General features: G+C 41.3%; 19 protein-coding genes and 1 riboswitch. Of the genes, 14 read left to right on the forward strand and 5 right to left on the reverse strand.

Features of this window, described 5'->3' with window-relative positions:
• Nucleotides 1-24 precede the first annotated feature (24 nt).
• A complete protein-coding gene (locus ACFI34_RS15710; protein ID WP_462674171.1) occupies nt 25-2,454 on the forward strand; it encodes a zinc-dependent metalloprotease in 2,430 nt (809 codons plus the stop codon).
• A 147-nt stretch (nt 2,455-2,601) separates the two neighbouring features.
• Nucleotides 2,602-3,375: a YggN family protein gene (locus tag ACFI34_RS15715; RefSeq protein WP_462674172.1), complete on the forward strand. Its 774-nt coding sequence runs from the start codon at nt 2,602-2,604 to the stop codon at nt 3,373-3,375.
• Between the two features lie 27 nt (nt 3,376-3,402).
• Here ACFI34_RS15715 and rsuA read toward each other — a convergent pair whose 3' ends face one another.
• Nucleotides 3,403-4,101 (reverse strand): 16S rRNA pseudouridine(516) synthase RsuA, encoded by a 699-nt coding sequence (rsuA, locus tag ACFI34_RS15720; protein ID WP_462674173.1) that lies wholly within the window; start codon nt 4,099-4,101, stop codon nt 3,403-3,405.
• Nucleotides 4,102-4,268: 167 nt separating this feature from the next.
• Nucleotides 4,269-5,285 (reverse strand): UDP-glucose 4-epimerase GalE, encoded by a 1,017-nt coding sequence (gene galE / locus ACFI34_RS15725; protein ID WP_462674174.1) that lies wholly within the window; start codon nt 5,283-5,285, stop codon nt 4,269-4,271.
• 271 nt (nt 5,286-5,556) lie between these two features.
• On the opposite strand from galE, the gene ACFI34_RS15730 reads away from it, so the two are divergent.
• A complete protein-coding gene (locus ACFI34_RS15730; RefSeq protein ID WP_010555633.1) occupies nt 5,557-6,048 on the forward strand; it encodes a DUF3016 domain-containing protein in 492 nt (163 codons plus the stop codon).
• A gap of 40 nt (nt 6,049-6,088) precedes the next feature.
• On the opposite strand, the gene ACFI34_RS15735 is transcribed toward ACFI34_RS15730, so the two are convergent.
• Entirely contained in the window at nt 6,089-6,379 is a 291-nt protein-coding gene (locus ACFI34_RS15735; protein WP_010555634.1) for a hypothetical protein, read from the reverse strand.
• A gap of 71 nt (nt 6,380-6,450) precedes the next feature.
• Here ACFI34_RS15735 and ACFI34_RS15740 point away from each other — a divergent pair, with 71 nt between their 5' ends.
• Nucleotides 6,451-6,660: a hypothetical protein gene (locus ACFI34_RS15740; protein ID WP_006792059.1), complete on the forward strand. Its 210-nt coding sequence runs from the start codon at nt 6,451-6,453 to the stop codon at nt 6,658-6,660.
• A gap of 8 nt (nt 6,661-6,668) precedes the next feature.
• Here the strand turns inward: ACFI34_RS15740 and epmB are convergent, their stop codons facing one another.
• A complete protein-coding gene (gene epmB, locus ACFI34_RS15745) occupies nt 6,669-7,682 on the reverse strand; it encodes an EF-P beta-lysylation protein EpmB (RefSeq protein ID WP_462674175.1) in 1,014 nt (337 codons plus the stop codon).
• 41 nt (nt 7,683-7,723) lie between these two features.
• Here epmB and efp point away from each other — a divergent pair, with 41 nt between their 5' ends.
• A complete protein-coding gene (gene efp, locus ACFI34_RS15750) occupies nt 7,724-8,290 on the forward strand; it encodes an elongation factor P (protein ID WP_006792061.1) in 567 nt (188 codons plus the stop codon).
• A gap of 89 nt (nt 8,291-8,379) precedes the next feature.
• Entirely contained in the window at nt 8,380-9,354 is a 975-nt protein-coding gene (gene epmA / locus ACFI34_RS15755) for an elongation factor P--(R)-beta-lysine ligase (RefSeq protein ID WP_462674176.1), read from the forward strand.
• Between the two features lie 197 nt (nt 9,355-9,551).
• Here the strand turns inward: epmA and ACFI34_RS15760 are convergent, their stop codons facing one another.
• On the reverse strand, nt 9,552-11,651 hold the full coding sequence (locus ACFI34_RS15760; RefSeq protein ID WP_462674177.1) for a TonB-dependent receptor: 2,100 nt from the start codon (nt 11,649-11,651) through the stop codon (nt 9,552-9,554).
• A 147-nt stretch (nt 11,652-11,798) separates the two neighbouring features.
• On the opposite strand from ACFI34_RS15760, the gene ACFI34_RS15765 reads away from it, so the two are divergent.
• From ACFI34_RS15765 to ACFI34_RS15800, 8 genes are all read left to right on the forward strand, one after another.
• Complete coding sequence (locus tag ACFI34_RS15765) at nt 11,799-12,203, forward strand: acyl-CoA thioesterase (protein ID WP_462674178.1); 405 nt, start codon at nt 11,799-11,801, stop codon at nt 12,201-12,203.
• 121 nt (nt 12,204-12,324) lie between these two features.
• Entirely contained in the window at nt 12,325-12,723 is a 399-nt protein-coding gene (locus ACFI34_RS15770) for an META domain-containing protein (RefSeq protein ID WP_462674179.1), read from the forward strand.
• Between the two features lie 99 nt (nt 12,724-12,822).
• A riboswitch (TPP riboswitch) is annotated at nt 12,823-12,931 on the forward strand.
• Nucleotides 12,932-13,075: 144 nt separating this feature from the next.
• Nucleotides 13,076-15,028 (forward strand): phosphomethylpyrimidine synthase ThiC, encoded by a 1,953-nt coding sequence (gene thiC / locus ACFI34_RS15775; protein WP_462674180.1) that lies wholly within the window; start codon nt 13,076-13,078, stop codon nt 15,026-15,028.
• Between the two features lie 105 nt (nt 15,029-15,133).
• On the forward strand, nt 15,134-16,141 hold the full coding sequence (locus ACFI34_RS15780) for an FAD-dependent oxidoreductase (protein ID WP_462674181.1): 1,008 nt from the start codon (nt 15,134-15,136) through the stop codon (nt 16,139-16,141).
• The gene (thiS, locus tag ACFI34_RS15785; protein ID WP_462674182.1) at nt 16,142-16,336 is read left to right on the forward strand and encodes a sulfur carrier protein ThiS; all 195 of its coding nucleotides are present in this window, start codon (nt 16,142-16,144) and stop codon (nt 16,334-16,336) included.
• A 3-nt stretch (nt 16,337-16,339) separates the two neighbouring features.
• Nucleotides 16,340-17,131 carry a thiazole synthase gene (locus tag ACFI34_RS15790; protein ID WP_462674183.1) on the forward strand — a complete coding sequence of 264 codons (792 nt, stop codon included), beginning with the start codon at nt 16,340-16,342 and terminating at the stop codon, nt 17,129-17,131.
• Between the two features lie 13 nt (nt 17,132-17,144).
• A complete protein-coding gene (thiE, locus tag ACFI34_RS15795; protein WP_462674184.1) occupies nt 17,145-18,671 on the forward strand; it encodes a thiamine phosphate synthase in 1,527 nt (508 codons plus the stop codon).
• Complete coding sequence (locus ACFI34_RS15800; RefSeq protein WP_462674185.1) at nt 18,664-19,413, forward strand: HesA/MoeB/ThiF family protein; 750 nt, start codon at nt 18,664-18,666, stop codon at nt 19,411-19,413. Before thiE ends, ACFI34_RS15800 begins: the two co-directional genes overlap by 8 nt.
• Nucleotides 19,414-19,442 lie beyond the last annotated feature (29 nt).

Genomic DNA, 19,442 nt, shown 5'->3' on the forward strand with positions numbered 1-19,442 from the left:
AACGCCAATAACAAAGATAAGATTATGAAAAAAATACCACTACTAAGTTACATATTCTTTACTGTGCTGTGCTCTATCATAACTCAAGCGCACGCAGCAATTAAGTCCATTGATGAATTTACTACACAAATGAACCACTTTCCGGGCTACTACTCGTTTTTTTACGATACCCAAAACGGTAAGGTATATTTAAAAGTAGATAAGTTTGAGCAGCAGTTTTTACTGCAACAAAGCTTGCCATACGGGATTGGCTCAAACGACATTGGACTTGATAGAGGTCAGCTTGGCAACACGCATTTGGTACAGTTTGAGCGCTTTGGCGATAAAGTCATGCTGCGTGCTGTAAATACTTACTACCGTGCTAATACTAGTAATAAAGCCGAGCAGCAAAGTATCAAAGAGGCATTTGCGTCAAGTATATTGGCGGGCTTTAAAGTGGTTGCAGAGGATAAAAGTACTGCACTTATTGATTACACGCCTTATTTATTGAGCGATGTACATGGGGTAAGCCGTACATTAGCTGCCCGCAAGCAGGGTAATTTTAACCTTGATGAATCACGAAGTGCGGTTTACATGGCGCGCTCAAAAGCTTTTGTAAAAAACACCGAACTTGAAGCCGTGCTTACATTTAAAGGCGCAAAGCCGGGTGAGTTTGTCCGCCAAGTTAGCGCCGACCCATACACTGTTACCGTGCATATGCACCATTCACTTATTGAATTACCTGATGATAATTACACACCGCGTAAATTTAACCCGCAATCGGGATTTTGGAGCATTGAACACAAAGATTACGCAGCGCCTTTAGGCGAGTCGATGTATGTTCGTTATATACCGCGTCATCGTTTAGCAAAAAAAGATCCGAGCTTACCTATTAGCGAGCCGGTTGAACCTATTGTTTATTATTTAGATCCCGGTGTACCCGAGCCAGTTAAAAGCGCCTTACTAGAAGGCGGTAAGTGGTGGAATGATGCATTTAGCGCTGCAGGTTATAAAAACGCGTTTATTGTTAAAGTATTACCAACCAATGTTGACCCGATGGATATTCGTTACAACGTGATTCAATGGGTGCATAGGGCAACACGTGGCTGGTCATACGGAAGCTCAGTTATTGATTCGCGTACCGGTGAAATATTAAAAGGCCATGTGACGCTGGGATCGCTTCGCGTTCGCCAAGATATTTTAATTGCAGAAGCGCTGGCTGCTCCTTATTTTAAAGGCGATGAAGTTGCTAAAAACTTACACGCTATGGCGCTTGATCGTATTCGCCAGTTAAGTGCCCATGAAATTGGCCATACATTAGGTATTGCCCATAACTTTGCGGCATCAGTAAGTGATAGAGCCTCAGTAATGGATTACCCGCACCCATTATTGAGCTTTAATGAACAAGGTAAGCTTGATGTAACACGAGGCTATGCAACAGGTATGGGCGTGTGGGATACCCAGGTAATTAAATACGGTTATAGCGACTTTACTAATCAAGATGAAAACGCAGAGCTGGCAGCAATTTTAAAAGAGAATAAAGCCAAAGGGCTAGCGTTTATTTCAGACTCTGACGCGCGAGCTAAAGGGGGCGCTCATCCAACTGCTCACTTATGGGATAACGGCGCTAATCCATCAGAAGAGCTTTTACGCGTTTTAGATGTTCGTAAAAAGGCACTCTCGCAGTTTGGTATTAATAATATTAAGTTGGGTGTTGCGCTATCTCAGTTAGAAGAAAAGCTTGTACCACTTTATTTATTTCATCGTTTTCAAGTTGAGTCTGTGGTTAAGTTAATTGCAGGTGTAAATTACGAATATGAAACGCGCGGTGATGAGCCAGTCCAAGGCGCTCAGGTTGTTGATAAGCAAGTGCAACAAGATGCAGTTAATGCCATTTTAGCAACGCTTACTGCCAAAAATTTAGTTATACCTGAATCGGTATTATCGTTGATTCCGCCAAAAGCATATGGTGAGTCTAAATCGCGCGAAAGCGTAGTGGGGCGTACAGGGTTAACACTTGATGCAATGGCTTTACCAGAGGTGGCAGTGCAGCATAGTTTATCGTTGTTGCTTAATCCACAGCGCTTAAATCGTTTAGCGCAACAACAAGCCCGTAATAACCAGTTTTACAGTTTAGATGCGTTATTAAAGCAGTTGTATAGCCATGTTTATAATGTATCGTCGCCCGACACAATGAAAGGCAAAATAACCCAGCGTATACAGTTTTTAACAGCAAAAACGTTTGCTGACTTAGTGGCAAATAATAATGTAAGCCCAGAGGTACAAGCGCAGCTTCGTTATTACTTAGTTAAGTTAAGTGATGACTTTAATCAAAACACGATGCTGAGTAATACAAGCACCGGTGAAAGCGCATTTAAGCAATACCTAGCGGTGCAGGTAAAACACTTTTTAGCTAATGGAGAGTGGCCTAATAACTTTAAGGTTCTACCTATACCGCCAGGTTCACCCATTTAATTTTATATGGGCGCAGGTTAACACGCCCTGAGCTTTAAACGCCTTTATAAGCAGCGCTTCGATAGTATCGAGCGCTGTTTTTTCTTGCATAAAATTGGTTTTTTGTTAACCTACTTGCCTTCCATTTTTTGTCTTTTTGAGGTGTATATGGCGTTTTTATCTCGTGCGATTTTATCGCTGTCCATTGCACTTTCAAGTATCGCTGCCTTTGCTCAAAAACCGTGTGATGTTGAACTCAGGCATGGTCTAATTATTACCGATGACGTAATACGTATTGTTGATAAAGGCCAAACACGAGTACAAATTAACAACAATAACCAGCTGTTTATTCGTGGCTATTGGGTTGATTTAGGTGAAGATGAAAGCAAAGTGCTCGAGCAATTTAGCCAAGGTATTCGCCAAACAGTCCCCGAGCTTGTAAATTTAGCCACCGACGGTGTTAATTTAGGGCTGAGTGCTATTGAGCAGGTGGTTGAAGGCATGTCTGATAAAGAGCCTGAAGTACTTAAAACCCAACTGCAATACGTAGAACGCGCGTTGATGGATAAGTTTAAGCGAGGCGACGACTTTTTTTTTATAGCTCCGCAATCACTTTCTCAAATTGATGACTTTTTTACAAAAGAAATAAGCCAAAAAATCCACTCGGCGGTTCATGGCTCGTTAGGTGCTATTTTAGTGTCTTTAGGGGATGCGTTTAAATCGCGTGAAGGCAATATTGAGGATCGCATTAACGATATGGGTCAACGCATGGATATCATCACGAAAGAGATTGATAAGTCATTGCAAAAAAAAGCAGACCAATTAGAGCTAAAAGCGTCAGAATATTGCGAATACCTTAACACGTTAGATGTCACTGAATCTCGCTTACAAGCGATTGTACCGGGCATGGCAGACTTTGATTTAGTGCAAATTAAATCGTAAGGGAAAGTGGTTCTTTATCAGACCGCCCTATAGTTTTATCTCATTCTCGGTTAACAAGCGGTATTCGCCTGGCGCTAAGTTTTCATCTAACTTAATACCCGCAATTTGCTCACGGTGTAATTCAACCACTTTGTTATCAACGGCGTAAAGCATGCGCTTTACCTGATGGTACTTTCCTTCACTAATTGATAAGCGTAAACCGTAGTTAGCTAAGCGCTCAGCAATAGCAGGGCGGGTGGCATCTTTTTCATTATGTAGCATAACGCCTTCGCGTAATTGCTCAAGCGCTTCGTCGGTAATTGGTTCTTGGGTTTCAACTAGGTATGTTTTAAATTTATTACTGCGTGGTGAGGTAATTTTATGTGACCAGTCGCCATCGTTAGTGATAATAACTAAGCCTGTTGTGTCTATATCTAATCGACCTGCTACATGAAAGTCACTCATATTTGGCTCATCAAGTAAGTCAAAAACTGTTTTGTGTAAGTCGTCACTATTTGCGCACACATAACCAACAGGCTTATTTAGCATAAAGTAACGTTTACCTAAAAATACTAATGGCTCACCGTTATGTAATACGGCATCGTCTTTTGCTAACTGAAAGTTATGTGCTGTGATCACCTCACCATTTACGCTTACTTCTTTACGCTTAATACTGGCGCGAGCTTGCGTGCGCGGTACTTCTGCTAAGTGGCTAATAAATTTATCTAAACGGCAAGGGAATTTCATTTTGGTTCACATTTTTAGTCGGCTACAATGGGCGCGATTATAGCCGATAGTGAAATACCATGACAGTGCACTATGCGGTAAAACTACGTTCCACCCAATAAAAAAGCACGTTGAGTTAAACGTACTTTTTATAATATTAATGAGCGTTTTACTACTTGGTCGTCGCTTTACTTGCTGTAGCCGTTTGGGTTATTTGACTGCCAACGCCACGTGTCTTGCATCATTTCATCGATTCCGCGTTTAGCTTCCCAGCCCAGCTCATTAAGGGCTTTTTCTGGTGCGGCATAACAGGCAGCAATATCGCCAGGGCGACGAGGTGATACTTGGTATGGTACTGCTTGGTTACTTGCTTTAATAAATGCATTAACCATTTGCAGAACAGAATAGCCATTACCCGTACCAAGGTTATATACAAGTGCACCCGTATTTGTAGCTATTTTATCAAGCGCTTTTAAGTGGCCAATAGCTAAATCTACAACGTGAATGTAGTCGCGTACGCCTGTGCCATCAATGGTGTCGTAATCATCACCAAATACGGATAATTGCTTGAGTTTACCCACTGCTACTTGAGCAATGAATGGTAATAAATTATTAGGAATGCCATTAGGATCTTCACCAATTAGGCCCGATTCGTGAGCACCTACAGGATTAAAGTAACGCAAAATAGCAAATGCAAAGCGCTCGTCAGATTTAGCGATATCCTGAAGCATCATTTCTACCATTAATTTTGAGGTACCGTATGGGTTAGTTGTGCCACCAACAGGAAAGTCTTCTTTAATAGGTAAACTTGCCGGGTCACCATAAACGGTGGCAGATGAGCTAAACACTAACTTAAATACGCCTGCATCTCGCATAGCATCAACCAAAGTTAATGTGCCCTGCACATTATTTTGATAATACTCTATTGGTTTAGCAACCGATTCGCCAACTGACTTTAAGCCTGCAAAATGAATAACACTGTTAACGGTATGCTTTGCAAATACTGAATCTAAAAAAGCTTTATCGAGGATGTCACCTTGATAAAAAGTTACTTCTTTACCCGTAATTTGTTTAACGCGAGCCAGAGACTCTTGCGATGAATTTGCTAAATTATCTATAACAACAACATTACTTCCTTGTTGCAAAAGTTCTAAAACAGTATGCGAGCCAATATAGCCTGCGCCACCGGTTACTAAAATAGTCATGAAAGCTCCGTAGGGTTCTTTATTCAATTGTTTTAATTTCAACATAAAATAGCATAGTTTACATGCTTTATATTTAATTTTTAGTTTGCAAAGAAGATGATTTAAAGTAGTTTTAAAAGGTACATCAGATTACATTTTGTTCGTTTATAATTACATTTAACAACTATGATTAAGTTATAGTTAATATATATCTGTTAGAATTACTTAATTAAGGTAAGCAACAAAGTCAAACCATATACATTGTGTTATGGATTACTGTTTGGAGATAGCTATGAACTCAGTTACTAAAATTTCGATGGCACTGTGTGTTGTATTGCCACTATTCACAAATGCTGGCGAGTCTGCAGTTAAGTGGCATGACTTTAAAGACTATCGCGATGTGCGTGCATCAAACCAAACTAAAGCGTCTTACCATAAGCAAATTACTAAGCAGTTTGAAAAACATTTTTCCAAGCTTGCTGAGCAACTACCAAAAGATTATAAGCTGAATGTCGAAATTACAGATATCGATTTAGCTGGTGATGTACGTTTTAGTGGCACAAGTGAAATTCGCGTTGTTGAACCTATTTTTTTCCCACGTATTAATCTGAACTATTCGTTAGTTAATCAAGAAGGCGATGTAATAAGTGAAGCAAACGATGTTGAACTTAAAGACATGGGCTTTATGGATAGGATAAGAAGAGGTCGAGAGGAGTCATTTGACCACGAAAAAAGATTACTCACAGAGTGGTTTGGCGAACAAGTATTAACAAGTATTGATTGAGTTAACTTGCCGCTTAAGAGCGGCAAGTGATTAACTTTGGTTATTTAAACGTGGCAAGTAAAGTGAGTAACTGTTGTAATTTAATGACGGTCGTTTTTAACTTTTCTTCGTTAAAGCCATCGTTTGATAAACTTTCTACGTCGGCTGCAACGTCTAGTACATAGGGTTTGAAACGCTTTGCTTCAAAGTCGAAACCAGCGTCTTTTCCAAATAAGGCTTTAAATTTACCATGGCCTTGTTGTTGTAATTCGTCTAGTTTTTTGTCGGCATCAAGTGCCTGACGATAAACAATTTTTAAGTTAGCGTTGAGTTGTTCAATTATAGAATCCATGGTTTTCCTAAAGCTTTGTACTGCATGGCCGATATAATACGTGGATTACATTTAAAAGTCAGGTTAGTAATATGAATATATCAGGTTCAAGTTTACCCGTTATGTCAGGGGCTAGCGAAAGCGGTGAAGTTTACAGCGCTTCTTTGGCTAAAAAACAGCAACAGGCAGACGGCGCAGCTGCGCTTGCACTAATTGAAGGTGCTGCGCAATCATCAAGTGCGCAAACACCGGCTAAATCGGTGACTGCAACACTTGGTAATAACATAAACGTATACGTTTAAATGTCGCCCTAAATAAGTTTGAGGTCGATAGGGATCTTACTTTTTTGACCGCCTATTTCTCTTACTAATTTAGGCACTAAAAATCCGGGCAGAGCTTTTAAAAGCTCTGCCATTATTTTTATTGCTTGCTCTTCGTTAATATCAAAGTGACTTGCGCCTTCAACTTTATCTAGCAAATACAAATAATACGGCAGCACGTCGGCATCAAATAACGCTTCACTTAAATTTATTTGTGCGTCAACCGTATCGTTCACGTCTTTTAAAATAACCGCTTGATTTAATAGCATAACGCCTGCATGTTTAAGCTTTTGCATTGCGGCTTTAAACTCATCATCTATTTCGTTGGCGTGATTTATATGGTTTATAAATACAATTTTTAGCGGTGATTTTTGTAAGCGGGCACATAGCTCGTCGGTAATTCTCGCAGGTATTACGACAGGCAAACGGCTGTGTATTCGCATACGTTTTATTTGTGGTAATTTTTCAAGCTCATCTAAAAACCAGCTAATGGCATCGTCTTTTGCCATTAGCGGGTCGCCACCACTTAAGATCACTTCGTTTATATTGATATCTGACTTTATGTAGCTGAGCGCATCTAATAGGCTTTTTTTATTAAGTTGGTTTTCTTGATACGGAAAATGACGTCTAAAACAATATCGACAATTTACCGCGCAACCGGTTTTAAACATAACTAAAACACGCGATTTATACTTATGTAAAATCCCGGGTTGATCGTTGTCTTGCTCAAGCAAAGGATCTTTATTAAACCCCGATTTTTTTAAAAACTCTTGATGACGAGGCATAACTTGCAGTAAAAGAGGATCGTTTGCATCACCTTTGCGCATTTTTTTTATAAAGGGCACTGGCACCCGTACCGGAAATAAACTGCGAGCTTTTAGGTCGTTTTCATGGACTTGGCTCGATAAACCAACCATTTCAAGCAAGGTTTTTGGACAGGTAACTACATTTGCTAATTCTTTTTGCCAGTTTTTATGCAAATTTGCTTCATTTCTTTGTATCATTGGCACGTAGATTACTCGAAAAAATTAAAATAGAGGAAACGATGGCGAATTATAGCACCAACGAGTTCAAGGGCGGCCTAAAAATTATGATGGACGGCGAGCCTTGCAGTATCTTAGAAAATGAAATGGTAAAACCTGGTAAAGGCCAAGCGTTTAACCGTGTTCGTATCCGTAAGCTTATTTCTGGCAAGGTACTTGAAAAAACCTTTAAATCAGGTGAATCGGTTGAAGGTGCTGATGTTATGGATACGGACTTAGCGTACCTATACACAGACGGTGAGTTTTGGCATTTCATGAATAACGAAACATTTGAGCAAATTGCTGCTGACGAGAAAGCATTAGGCGATGCAGGCAAGTGGTTAGTTGAAAACGATGTATGTACTATCACACTATGGAATGGCAGCCCAATTGCAGTTACTCCACCAAACTTTGTAGAGCTTGAGATCACTGAAACAGATCCTGGCCTAAAAGGTGATACAGCGGGCACGGGTGGTAAACCAGCAACGCTTAGCACGGGTGCGGTAGTACGCGTTCCATTATTCGTACAAATTGGCGAAGTAATTAAAGTAGACACCCGTAGTGGTGAATACGTAGGCCGTGTTAAGTAATATTTAACGCAGCTTAATAATACCAACCCACTTAAGTAAGGGGGGAGGTATAAATCCCAGCCTAAGCTGGGATTTTTTTTGGAGAAAATATGTCATCAACACTTTGGGCGCCCAGCGCAGATATAAAAACATTAAAACAACGCGCAGAAATTTTACGCACGATTCGTGAATTTTTTTACGCGCGAGATGTAATGGAAGTAGAAACACCGAGCTTAAGTGCAGCGAGTGTTACTGACGTTCACTTAGCAAGTTTTAATACTTCATTTATGGGCCCTGGGCATGCTGATGGTTTGCCGCTTTATTTACAAACATCCCCCGAGTTTGCAATGAAACGCTTGTTAGCGGCGGGCTCAGGCGCTATTTTTCAGCTTTGCAAAGCATTTAGAAATGAAGAGGCGGGCAGCCATCATAATCCTGAGTTCACTATGCTTGAGTGGTATCGTCCTGGGTTTGACGAATTTGCATTGATGGATGAAATGGATGAGCTAATGCAGTGTGTACTTAATGTTGAGCCAGCAACGCGTATTACTTATCAGGATGCATTTAAACAAGTATTAGGCCTAGATCCATTGACAGCATCTTTAGATCAACTAAAGACGCTTGCTTGTGAGCATGGCTTTGCTGACATAGCTAAAAACGAAACTCACAAAGATACCTTACTACAGCTGTTATTTTGTATGAAAGTAGAGCCAAGCATTGGCCAAATTAAACCCTGTTTTGTTTATCACTTTCCGGCATCCCAAGCGGCATTAGCGCAAATCTGTGAGCACGATAAGCGAGTCGCTGGTCGTTTTGAACTCTATTATAAAAATATGGAGCTTGCGAATGGCTTTAACGAGCTAACCAACGCAACAGAACAAGCAAAACGCTTTGATGAAGATAACCAGTATCGTGAAGCGAACGGTTTAAAACAAGTTCCGATGGATTCGCGCTTAATTGCTGCATTGGAGCACGGTTTACCGCAATGTTCAGGCGTAGCATTGGGGATTGATAGGCTGGTAATGCTAGCAACTAACAAAGACAAAATTAAAGATGTAATTGCCTTTGATGTAGATAGAGCCTGATACTTGCCCTGTAAGCGCATAGCTTACTGACGCGTTAAAGCGAGGCTTTGAAAGGTTGTTTGATTATATCGATTGTACTTAAATTAAAGTAATTAGAAGCGTTGCTTCACATGTGAGCAAGCTCGACATCTACAAACAAAAACACCGCATGTTAATTAAACGCGGTGTTTTCTAATTTTTAACTGACAACTGATAGCTTACAACTCTAAGGTAAAGGTTATACCCGCTACTCTTGGCTCACCTAATTGTGTGTAGGTGTGCGTTTCGTAGCCATCGAGTGGGTCGTTACCAAACTCAAAGCCACGCGTCGGCACAGCTTCATCAAATACGTTGCGTGCCCATGCACGAACTGACCACATGTCAGCTTCGTAGCCAAAGCTTAAGTTAACTAAGTTGCTGTTAGGCGCTTTTGAGTTATGGCTATCTGAGAAGTAGTAATCGTCTTTCCCTTCAATACCCACCATGGCATAAAACGCGTTGGTAAAATTGTAGCGTGCAGTAAATGCATATTGGTACTTAGGCGATTGGGCTTGTTCACGGCCATCTTGGTTTAAACCAGATTGCGTTACAAAGTTATCTATTTCTGTGTCTAAGTAACCAGCGCTACCAGTTAATAATAGGTTGTCGGTGAGTTGGTAGTTACCTTCAATTTCAAGGCCGTAGTTACTACCAGAGCTTGCGTTATCAACGTAGCCTGTAAACTGCTGACCTTCAACTTGCCAAGCTTTTAACTGTATGTCGTCGCGGTGCATATAAAATGCCGCTAGGCGAAGTGTTAAAGCGTCATCGAGTGATGATCCTTTAACACCAAACTCACCGCTCCATAAGTATTCAGGGTCGAAACTGGTGTGCTGTTGAAAAAATGCAGCGTCTAGGTTTAGGCCTTCATCTTTTGCTTTTGCAAGCGCTTCTGAGTTAATACCACCGGCTTTGTAACCACGCGTAACACTTGCGTAGATCATAGTGCGATCTATTACTTGATATTCAAGCGCGACTTTACCACCGAGCATAACATCGTCGGTTTCTTGTATAAAACCGTTACTGTCGGTGTAATCACCTTGGTATTGCTCAACACGTAGGCCTGTTATTAAGGTGGTTTTTGGGCCAATAGGGGTGGCTACTTGGCCATACAATGCAATATTGCTGGTTTCATAAGTAGAGGAAAATGGGCTTGCAAGCCACGTGTATTGGCGCTCTAAATCAACATCGCGGTTTTGATAATAAAGACCCGCAACCCAGTTACCAGTTTTATCGTTAAACTGTAAGTTAGCTGATTGATCATCGCGATCGCGATTGTAAATATCAGTAGAGCTGTAACCCCAAGGGTGTAAGCCTGCAGCACAAAGTTGCGGCTTGTTTACATCATTACATACCCAGTCTTCATCGTAGCTATAAAGTAACTCGCTATCGATTGCTGAAACATTAAGGCTTACATCAAATTTATCGAAACCCGTGTAAGTATTAGCAATACCTACCGCGTAACTTTTTTGGTTATCTTGACCTGGTTCATCCGCAACGCTGTAGCGGCTGTTGTCGAGCGTAAAGGCATCGTAACCATTGTTTATATCAATATAATGAAAATTTAACTCAGTGTTTAGGTTTTCAGTAAGCTGAGAATTTAATTTGAAGCGTGCAACTTGCTCGTCTTGATTTTGTGTTGACTCGTTCAGGTATAAGTTGTCTACGTAGCCGTCAGATTTTCTGCGAAAGTAACTAACACGAGCCGTTGTATCGTCGGTCAAACCAGTGCTTGCTGCAAGGCCTGCTTCATGGCTGTTGTATGTGCCGGCACCTAAGTGCAGTTTTAAACTCGGATCGCTAGTTGCTTTAGCTGATTGCATTTGGATCATACCGGCCATGCCGTCTGCACCAAAGCGTGTTCCTTGTGGTCCACGGTAAATTTCTACTTGGTCAATATCAAATAATAATGAACTGCCACCAAGGCCAGAGTAGTTAATGCCATCAATAACTAAACCAACCGAAGGGTTAATAGGGTCAACAAACTGTGAGCGTAAACCTACGCCACGAATTTGTATAAAACGCCCACGAGACGCACCCGCAGTGAAGTTTACGTTAGCGGCACTGCCTAATATTTCGTCTAAGTAACTTGCACCACGTAGGCTTATTTCTTCTTCACTGAGTAAACTTGCACTGGCACTTAAAGTTTGAATAGTTTCTCGTTGAAAGTCACCGGTGACCACTATTTTTTCTATGTCGCTATCATCAGCATTAGCTGAAAAAGGGGCACTCATTAGCGGCAAAAGTGCGGCAGTGATTAAAGACAAACGTAAGTTCATTTTGTTACTTAACTCCATTTTAGGGGCTTATGCAGGGGTCTGTTGACCTTTTAGTCTTAATCTTAAAAGGCAAACTGACCCTAGTAATTATTTTTATACCTGTGTTATAACGCAGCGATTATACGTAAAAAAACTAGGATTACTAATATGACTTTTAAAGTTGATTTTAAAGTACGTCATTACGAATGCGATTTACAAGGGATCGTTAATAACAGTGTTTATTTTAATTATTTAGAACATGCTCGCCATGAATTCCTATTTTCGAACGGTGTTGACTTTGCATTACTTGCTAAGCAAAAAGTTAATTTAGTTGTGATTCGTAGTGAAGTTGATTACAAGCACTCATTGATGCCAGAAGATGAGTTTTATGTGTCTGTAAAGCCCGTTCGTCTAAGTCGTTTAAAGTTTGCGTTTGAGCAAACTATTGTACGTAAACACGACCAGCAAGTAATGCTCAAAGCAAAAGTAATAGGTACTGCCGTTAACGAAAAAGGGCGTCCATTTTTACCACCCGAAATGCAAACCCTATTTAACAATAATGATTTAGGCTAACTCCTATTCTATAAATAACGTTTTATGAACAAAAAATTACATTTAAAACATGCAAATTTAACGGATAAATCGCATAAATATTGTTATTATGACATTAATTAGACAATGAGTTAGTAGCAGTATGAAATTAGCAACAATACCGATGCTTGTAATCGGTTTATGTGTTGGTTGCGCATCAACAGGGACCGTTACCAGTGAGCAGCTAAAATACACACAATGGCAATTATCAACAATTGATGATGTAGCCTTAGAAGAGCAATACACGGCCTCCGTTAGCTTTATAGAAGCGCTTCAAGTAAATGGATTTGCAGGATGTAACCGATTTTTTGGTGAGGGTGAACTTAACGAAAGTAGCCTTAGTGTGCAAAAAGTTGGAATGACCCGAAAATCTTGCGGCGAAAAAACAGATAAGTTTGAACAGCAGTTTTTAAAAACGTTAAAGCAAGGTGCAACGCTTAGCATGCAAGGTCAAAAATTAGTTATGCAAGGCGAGCAAAAGTTTGTATTTGTTGCTAAATAAATTTTAGCGTTTTAAAAAATGACCCTTGCGGGTCTTTTTTAACTGGCGTACACTCAACGCAGATTTAATAGGATTGTCTATTAAATCAACGAACAATTTATATACTTGTCGGAGTGCCTAAGTATGTTGCTTAGGCTGAGATCGCGAAAGCGGGATCCGTGAACCTGATCAGGTTAATACCTGCGTAGGGAACAAGCTGCCTAAAACGGGACGCTTGTGCGTCTTTTTTTATGCGTGCAATAAAGCGATACCCATTTTTATAGGCTGCAAAGTGGCATGAAGCTACTTTACGATCTTTCTCTATTCCTTTTGGAATATCTGACAAGACAACCCTTTAGTTATGAGGTAAGTCATGTCAAACACTACAAATAAATCATCGCGTCGCGAAACGCGCGCAGCTGCATCTGAATATATTTATAATTTAACAGGGCAGCCATTTCCAAATTCTCAAAAAGTGTACGTTGAAGGTAGCCAGCCAGGCGTGCGTGTAGGTATGCGCGAAATAACACTCAGTGATACGTTTATTGGTGGCACCAACGAAAACCCGGTGTATGAATCTAATGAGCCACTTCGTGTTTACGATACATCGGGCCCGTACACTGACCCAAATTTTGAATTAGATGTACGCAAAGGGTTACCAAAATTTCGTGAGCAATGGATTGCAGAGCGCAACGATACAGAAGTACTCGATTCGGTCACCTCGCAGTTTGCACAGCAGCGTATGGCTGATGATGGACTGGATCATATTCGATTTGATCACCTACCAAAAATTCGCCGTGGTAAAGCGGGCAAAAATGTCACACAAATGCATTACGCCCGCCAAGGTATTGTAACGCCAGAGATGGAATACGTTGCAGTGCGAGAAAATATGGGGCGTGCAAAGATTCGAGAAGAGTTATTAGCTGCGCAGCATAAGGGTGAGTCGTTTGGCGCGAGTATTCCCGATTTTATAACCCCTGAATTTGTACGTGACGAAATAGCACGCGGCCGCGCAATTTTACCTAACAATATCAATCATCCAGAAACCGAACCAATGATTGTTGGCCGTAACTTTTTGGTTAAAGTGAACGCTAATATAGGTAATTCATCGGTCACTTCATCTATTGAAGAAGAAGTAGAAAAAATGGTGTGGTCGACTCGTTGGGGCGCCGATACCGTAATGGATTTATCAACAGGGCGCTATATTCATGAAACACGTGAGTGGGTAGTACGTAACTCGCCTGTACCCATTGGTACTGTGCCCATTTATCAGGCCCTTGAAAAAGTAAACGGTGTCGCTGAAGACTTAACGTGGGAAATATTCCGCGATACCTTAATTGAACAAGCAGAGCAGGGCGTTGACTACTTTACTATTCATGCCGGTGTGCTTTTGCGCTACGTACCTATGACGGCAAAACGTGTTACCGGTATTGTATCGCGCGGTGGCTCTATTATGGCCAAATGGTGTTTAGCGCACCATAAAGAGAACTTTTTATACACGCACTTTGAAGATATTTGTGAAATTTTAAAACAATACGATGTGTGTTTTTCATTAGGCGATGGCCTTCGCCCAGGCTCTATTGCTGATGCTAACGATGAAGCACAATTTAGTGAGTTACGTACATTAGGCGAGCTAACACAAATAGCATGGAAGCATGACGTACAAGTATTTATTGAAGGGCCAGGGCATGTGCCAATGCACATGATCAAAGCCAACATGGATGAGCAACTAGAACATTGTGGCGAAGCGCCATTTTATACTCTAGGCCCACTAACAACCGATATTGCACCAGGGTACGACCACATTACATCGGGCATTGGAGCGGCGCAAATAGCGTGGTATGGCTGTGCTATGTTGTGTTATGTAACGCCAAAAGAGCATTTAGGCTTACCAAATAAAGAAGACGTCAAAGAAGGTTTAATTACCTACAAAATTGCAGCGCATGCCGCCGATTTAGCTAAAGGACACCCAGGCGCGCAAGAGCGCGATAATGCCTTGTCAAAAGCGCGTTTTGAGTTTAGATGGCATGACCAATTTAATATTGGTTTAGACCCTGAACGTGCCCGCGAATATCACGACGAAACACTGCCACAAGAGTCGGGCAAAGTAGCTCATTTTTGCTCTATGTGTGGCCCTAAATTTTGCTCTATGAAAATCAGCCAAGAAGTACGCGATTACGCTAACGATTTAGAGGAGCGTGGTATTGATCCCAATAACGCGGGTGAGGCTATTGAAATTAAAATGATTGATGTAGAAGCGCAAATGAAAGCTAAATCAGAGGAGTTTAAGCAAACGGGCTCTGAAATTTATCACAAAGCGATATAACTCGACCTTAGGCTGCGGATATCTAACTACGTGCAATGAGGTGGCTACCTTAGCACAAGATTGCATGTAGTTTTTGACTCGCGGCCAGCCAATGAAGGATTTTTTATGCAGTACCATATTGCCATTGTTGGATTTGGTTTAGCAGGAAGGCTTGCTGCACTCGAGATAAGTAAGCAGCACAATGTGAGCGTGTTTGAGGCCGATGATGAACATGCTCTCAATAGCGCAGGCAAAGTTGCAGCAGCTATGCTTGCGCCATTGGCTGAGTCGGTATTGTGTGAAGCCGATTTAGCGCAAATGGGATTGGATTCGATTAATCGGTGGCCACAAATAATAGAAGAGCTTGAACACGATGTGTTTTTTCAGCAGCAAGGTACATTAGTGGTTGCACATCAGCAAGATAAAGGCGACCTTCAAAGCTTTACCCAGCGAATAAAACCCATAGCTGGGCACAATGCTGAGGCTTTAAATGCTCAGAAAATAGCGCAGTTAGAGCCAGAGCTTGCGAATCGTTTTAGCCAAGGTGTGTTTTTACCCTGTGAAGGGCAAATAGATAACCAGGCCTTTTATAAGGCAAGCTACAGCATGCTTAACAGGCGGAAAGTAAAGTTTGTGTTTAATCAGCGAGTAACTATTAAAAATGGTGAAATTAATAATCGCCCGTTTGATTTTATTATTGATTGCAGAGGGCTTGGCGCAAAAAAGGAGCAACTGCTTCGTGGCGTAAGAGGTGAGGTTGCGCGACTTTATGCGCCAGAAGTTAATTTAACGCGTCCAGTGCGATTAATGCATCCGCGGTATCCTATTTATATTGCACCAAAACCTAATAATGAATATGTCATTGGTGCAACTGAAATTGAATCGCAAGACAGCGGCCCTGCTACTGTACGTTCAACACTAGAACTATTGTCGGCAGCTTACACGGTGCATAGTGGGTTTGCAGAAGGGCGTTTATTAGGGGTTCAAACAGGGCTTCGCCCTGCGTTTAGTGACAACAGACCGCAAGTAAAAAAATCAGGAAATGTTATTAGCATTAATGGCTTATATCGTCATGGCTATATGTTAGCTCCTGTTCTTGTTGCGCAAGCGCTATCGTACATAGGTGAGAATTAAATGAAGATTACGTTAAACGGTGAGCTTTTAGATTTAACCTCTCATGCGTTACTTGAGATATTGAAAGAATATGGAGCAATTGCCCCTTATGCGGTGGCTGTGAATGGCATATTTATACCAAAAAGTCAGCATAACGGTTTTGTTATAAATGAAGGGGATAGCATTGAATTGTTATCGCCCATTCAAGGTGGGTAGCGCATGCAAGTAAAAGACACGCTAAATATTTATGGTGAAGCAATTAATAGCCGATTACTCATTGGCACTGCTTTGTATCCATCGCCAGATATTATGACGCAGTCAATTGAATCGTCCGGTGCAGGGGTTGTCACGGTTTCACTAAGGCGCCAGCAAAGTGCAGAAGCAGGTGATGACTTTTGGCAATTGATAAAAAATACGGGTTTAAAAATATTGCCCAATACGGCCGGGTGTCACAGCGTAAAAGAAGCGGTAACCCTTGCTCAAATGTGTCGCGAAGTATTTGCCACCGATTGGATTAAACTTGAGCTGATAGGTGATGACTATAACTTGCAACCTGATCCATTTGCTTTGCTTGAAGCCACAGAAATATTAATTAACGATGGGTTTAAAGTGCTGCCTTATTGCACCGATGATTTAGTGCTTTGTCAGCGTTTAAATGACTTAGGATGCGAAGTACTTATGCCATGGGGCGCACCAATAGGTACAGGAAAAGGCTTGTTAAATAGTTACAATTTAAAAACGATTCGTGAGCGCTTACCAAATACAACACTTATTGTGGATGCAGGATTAGGTTTACCGTCGCATGCCTGCCAAGCGCTTGAATTAGGGTATGATGCGGTATTATTAAATTCAGCGATTGCTGGGGCAGGTTGCCCAATAACTATGAGCCGTGCATTTAAGGTGGCGGTGGAGGCAGGGCGTTTTGCGTATAACGCAAAAGCAATGCCTGAAAAAGATCTCGCAGCACCCTCAACTCCTACAATGGGCATGCCGTTTTGGCATCAGCAGTAAGGAAATAAATAGTATGAACAATTTAGTGTGGACAATTGCTGGATCAGACTCAGGCGGTGGCGCAGGTATTCAAGCCGATATAAAGGCGATGCAAAGTTTTGGTGTACATGGCTGTACCGCAATTACCGCGCTTACGGCGCAAAATAGTTTAGGTGTAGAAGCTATTAATGCGGTGTCTACCGATATTATTGAATCACAGCTTTTGGCACTTGAAAAAGACATGAAGGCCAAAGTAATTAAAATTGGCATGTTAGCAAATGTTCAGCAAATTCAATTAATCAGTGAACACATAAGCCACTACAAAGCTAAGTGGCCCGTCCCCCCTGTCATTGTTTACGACCCGGTTGCCATTGCATCAAGTGGTGATGTATTAACTGAGGAAGACACCGTAAGTGCCATCAAAGAATGCTTATTGCCGCTGGTAGATGTAATAACGCCTAACACGCACGAAACTCAACTATTAACCGGCGTATATTTAATTGGGCCAAGCGCAGTTAAAGACGCCGCAAATAAACTGCTAAGTTGGGGCGCAAAAGCGGTTGTTATTAAAGGTGGGCACTGGGATTACCCAAGTGGTTACTGTATTGATTACTGCATACAAAATAATGAAGAATATTGGCTAGGTAATAAAAAAATTCAAACCCCACACAACCATGGTACGGGGTGCAGTATGGCGTCGGTTATTGCAGCGTGTTTAGCAAAAGACTACCCACTAAAAGATGCCTTTATTTTAGCAAAAGCATATATAAACCAGGGTTTAAAGCAGTCGGTGAGATACGGTGAAGGAATAGGGCCTGTAGCACAAACATCATTTCCTACAAATTTAGATGACTTTCCACAAGTCATTGAGCCAGGTAGCTTGCTCGGTGATGAGCTTGATTTTGATGTGCCGCTTGAATTTAATATGGCTGCTGATTTCGCACCTTGTGAAAGTAAGCAATTAGGCTTGTATGCGGTTGTAAACAGTAATGAATGGTTAGAAAAGTGCTTACAACAAGACGTTAAAACAGTTCAGCTACGTGTTAAAAATAAAACTGACGCTGAGCTTGATGAGCTTATAAAGCAGGCCGTTGAACTGGGTAAAAAGTACAGCGCTCACGTATTTATAAATGATTACTGGCAGTTAGCAATAAAGCATGGTGCTTACGGTGTGCACTTAGGGCAAGAAGATTTAAATATTGCTAATTTAGCCGCTATTAAAGACGCAGGTTTAAGACTTGGGCTTTCTACTCATGGTTTTTACGAAATGCTACGTGCGCATAACTACCGACCAAGTTACATGGCATTTGGTGCAATTTACCCTACTACGACCAAAGATATGACTGGCCAAATACAAGGGCTCGATAAACTTAAAAAGTTTGTGCCTTTAATGCAAAGCTACCCAACGGTTGCTATTGGCGGAATAAATTTAGCCCGCGCAAATGAAGTTGCTGATACAGGCGTCGGTAGTGTTGCGGTAGTAAGGGCCATTAGTGAAGCGGATGATTATATTGCCGCGATTAATGCGCTACAAACCGCTGTAAATCAGCAAAATGGATAAGCTCAGCGATAAAGAAGCCCTGCGTTATAGCCGCCACTTATTATTAAAAGAAGTAGGGCTAGAAGGGCAGTTAGCGCTAAAAGCTGCAACGGTAGCTGTTGTAGGTGCAGGCGGCTTAGGCAGTCCTGCACTTTTATATTTAGCAGCGGCAGGTATTGGCACGCTTATATTAATAGATGATGACGCCGTTGAGCTTTCAAACTTGCAGCGCCAAGTGCTTTATAAAGTAAATCACTTAGGGCAAAGCAAAGCAGCAGCCGCTGGCAAAGTATTATCAAGCCTTAATAATCAAATAAATATAGTAACGCAGAGCAAAAAGCTCGATGATAACAATGCCGCTGAGCTTTTAAATAATGCCGATGTAGTACTTGATTGCTCAGATAATTTTACCACGCGCTATAGTGTTAACCGCTATTGTCTAGCGAATAAAGCGCGTTTAATTGCTGGTGCTGCTATTGCAACAAGCGGGCAGTTAATGGGGTTTGATTTTACACAAACTCAAAGTCCTTGCTACGGCTGTGTTTTTCCAAAAACGAATGAGGCGCCAGTTATTAATTGCAGTAATGCAGGAGTAATAAGCCCGTTATTGGGTGTCATTGGCTCTATGCAGGCACAACTTACGCTTAATATGCTGTTAGGGCACGTTGAGGGTAGTGTGTTTATTACTTTTGATGCGCTGAGTTTAAAACAGCAACATTTTAAAGTAGTTAAAGATTTAAACTGTAAAGAGTGCGGTGGATAAAGTAAGAGGTAATTCGCGGGGGAAGCCAT

It is taken from the genome of Pseudoalteromonas sp. PSi26 (genome assembly GCF_054960575.1).

Coding starts and splice junctions, on each gene's coding strand:
- ACFI34_RS15710 (WP_462674171.1), top strand. CDS start 25: ATGAAAAAAATACCACTACTAAGTTACATATTCTTTACTGTGCTGTGC.
- ACFI34_RS15715 (WP_462674172.1), top strand. CDS start 2,602: ATGGCGTTTTTATCTCGTGCGATTTTATCGCTGTCCATTGCACTTTCA.
- rsuA (WP_462674173.1), bottom strand. CDS start 4,101: ATGAAATTCCCTTGCCGTTTAGATAAATTTATTAGCCACTTAGCAGAA.
- galE (WP_462674174.1), bottom strand. CDS start 5,285: ATGACTATTTTAGTAACCGGTGGCGCAGGCTATATTGGCTCGCATACT.
- ACFI34_RS15730 (WP_010555633.1), top strand. CDS start 5,557: ATGAACTCAGTTACTAAAATTTCGATGGCACTGTGTGTTGTATTGCCA.
- ACFI34_RS15735 (WP_010555634.1), bottom strand. CDS start 6,379: ATGGATTCTATAATTGAACAACTCAACGCTAACTTAAAAATTGTTTAT.
- ACFI34_RS15740 (WP_006792059.1), top strand. CDS start 6,451: ATGAATATATCAGGTTCAAGTTTACCCGTTATGTCAGGGGCTAGCGAA.
- epmB (WP_462674175.1), bottom strand. CDS start 7,682: ATGATACAAAGAAATGAAGCAAATTTGCATAAAAACTGGCAAAAAGAA.
- efp (WP_006792061.1), top strand. CDS start 7,724: ATGGCGAATTATAGCACCAACGAGTTCAAGGGCGGCCTAAAAATTATG.
- epmA (WP_462674176.1), top strand. CDS start 8,380: ATGTCATCAACACTTTGGGCGCCCAGCGCAGATATAAAAACATTAAAA.
- ACFI34_RS15760 (WP_462674177.1), bottom strand. CDS start 11,651: ATGAACTTACGTTTGTCTTTAATCACTGCCGCACTTTTGCCGCTAATG.
- ACFI34_RS15765 (WP_462674178.1), top strand. CDS start 11,799: ATGACTTTTAAAGTTGATTTTAAAGTACGTCATTACGAATGCGATTTA.
- ACFI34_RS15770 (WP_462674179.1), top strand. CDS start 12,325: ATGAAATTAGCAACAATACCGATGCTTGTAATCGGTTTATGTGTTGGT.
- thiC (WP_462674180.1), top strand. CDS start 13,076: ATGTCAAACACTACAAATAAATCATCGCGTCGCGAAACGCGCGCAGCT.
- ACFI34_RS15780 (WP_462674181.1), top strand. CDS start 15,134: ATGCAGTACCATATTGCCATTGTTGGATTTGGTTTAGCAGGAAGGCTT.
- thiS (WP_462674182.1), top strand. CDS start 16,142: ATGAAGATTACGTTAAACGGTGAGCTTTTAGATTTAACCTCTCATGCG.
- ACFI34_RS15790 (WP_462674183.1), top strand. CDS start 16,340: ATGCAAGTAAAAGACACGCTAAATATTTATGGTGAAGCAATTAATAGC.
- thiE (WP_462674184.1), top strand. CDS start 17,145: ATGAACAATTTAGTGTGGACAATTGCTGGATCAGACTCAGGCGGTGGC.
- ACFI34_RS15800 (WP_462674185.1), top strand. CDS start 18,664: ATGGATAAGCTCAGCGATAAAGAAGCCCTGCGTTATAGCCGCCACTTA.